The 1,959-nt window shown below is 74.0% G+C and carries 1 protein-coding gene; it reads left to right on the top strand.

All coding sequences use genetic code 11. The features are described from left to right. A partial coding sequence (locus tag JZ5iCDA_RS17190; protein WP_139123220.1) for a PhoX family protein occupies window positions 1-1,893 on the top strand: 1,893 nt, incomplete at its 5' end. Window positions 1,894-1,959 lie beyond the last annotated feature (66 nt).

Genomic DNA, 1,959 nt, shown 5'->3' with positions numbered 1-1,959 from the left:
GCGGCGGCCGAGGGCACGCTCGCCGGTCACGGGCACGGCCACGGGCACGGCCGCGGCCGGTGGGGCCGCGGCCTGGCGTTCGGCCCCATCGCGCCGCAGGCCGCCTCGACCGACGCGCTCGTGGTGCCCGACGGCTACGCCTGGCGCCCGATCATCCGGTGGGGCGACCCGATCCTGCGCGGCGGCGAGGAGTTCGACGTCGCCCGCCAGACGCCGGAGCAGCAGGCGCTGCAGTTCGGCTACAACAACGACTACCTCGACATCCTCCCGCTCGAGCGCTCGCACCACCTCGCCAACTGCCGCACGCCCGGGCGCGGGCCCGGCCGCGGCACGCGCGGGCTGCTCGTGACGAACCACGAGTACACGAACCCGGCGATCATGTTCGACGACTCCTACGACGCCGCGACGCGGCGCGCGATCGAGCGGGCCGCGCACGGCATGTCGGTCGTCGAGGTGCGCCGGCGCCGCCGGGGCGAGCCGTGGGACTACGAGCGCCGCAGCCGCTTCAACCGCCGCGTGCACATGAGCACGGAGTTCCACGTCACCGGCCCCGCCGCGGGCTCGGACCTGCTGAAGACGGTCGCGGACCCGTCGGGCACGCGCGTCCTCGGCACGCTCAACAACTGCGCCGGCGGCACGACCCCGTGGGGCACCGTGCTGTCGGGCGAGGAGAACTTCCACGGGTACTTCCGCACGTCCGGCCAGGGCGCCGACGCCCGGTACGGCCTGCGCGACGCGCCCACCGGCTACGGCTGGGAGCTCGACGACCCGCGCTTCGACGCGCGCAACCCCGGGTACGAGAACGAGCCGAACCGGTTCGGCTGGATCGTCGAGATCGACCCGTACGCCCCCGACGAGGCGCCGGTCAAGCACACGGCGCTCGGCCGCTTCAAGCACGAGGGCGCGAACGTCATCCTGTCGCGGCGCGGCCACGCGGTCGCGTACATGGGCGACGACGAGCGCTTCGACTACGTCTACAAGTTCGTCTCGTCGCGCACGATGCGGCCGGGCAGCAGCGGGTGGGCGCGCCGGCACAACAAGCAGCTGCTCACCGAGGGCTCGCTGTACGTCGCGCGCTTCCACGGCGACTCGCCCGCCGGCGAGATCGACGGCTCGGGCCGCCTGCCGTCCGACGGCGCGTTCGACGGCCGGGGCGAGTGGGTCCCGCTCGTCGTCGACGGGCGCAGCGCGGTCGAGGGCATGTCGGTCGAGGAGGTCCTCGTCCGTACGCGCATCGCGGCCGACCGGGTCGGGGCGACCAAGATGGACCGTCCCGAGGACGTCGAGCCGAACCCGGTGACCGGGCGCGTCTACGTCGCGTGCACGAACAACACGTCGCGCGGCCCCGCGGGCGCCGAGGCGGCCACCGAGCCGAACCCGCGCAACACCAACCGCGACGGCCACGTGGTGGAGATTGTGGAGGACCGTGACGACGCCGCGTCGCGCACGTTCTCGTGGAACCTGCTGCTCGTCGCGGGCGACCCGGCGACCAACGGTTCGGCCTACTTCGCGGGCTACCCGAAGGAGAAGGTCTCCCCGATCTCGTGCCCCGACAACCTCGCGTTCGACGCCGAGGGCAACCTGTGGATCTCCACGGACGGCCAGCCGAGCACGATCCAGAAGTGCGACGGGCTGTTCAAGGTGCCGCTCACGGGCCGCGAGCGCGGGCACGTGCAGCAGTTCCTGTCGGTCCCGCGCGACGCCGAGACGTGCGGCCCCGTCGTCGACTCCCAGGACCGCATGGTCTACGTCGCGGTGCAGCACCCGGGGGAGGACGGCACGTTCGCGAGCCAGAACTCGTACTTCCCGGACTACGTGACGCCGGGCGCGCCGGTGCCGGCGGGCGCGTTCGCCGGGCCGCGGCCGTCCGTCGTCCAGGTCTGGCAGGACTGACCCGCGGCGGGCCGCCGCCCGCACCGCCGGACGCCCGACGGCGCCGATCACCCGCGAGGGGGGCCG

The organism is Cellulosimicrobium cellulans (assembly GCF_001722485.1).
Classification (GTDB): domain Bacteria; phylum Actinomycetota; class Actinomycetes; order Actinomycetales; family Cellulomonadaceae; genus Cellulosimicrobium; species Cellulosimicrobium cellulans_A.
The sequence above is the reverse complement of the archived record's forward strand: the minus strand, read 5'-3'. Positions and strand labels throughout refer to the sequence as shown.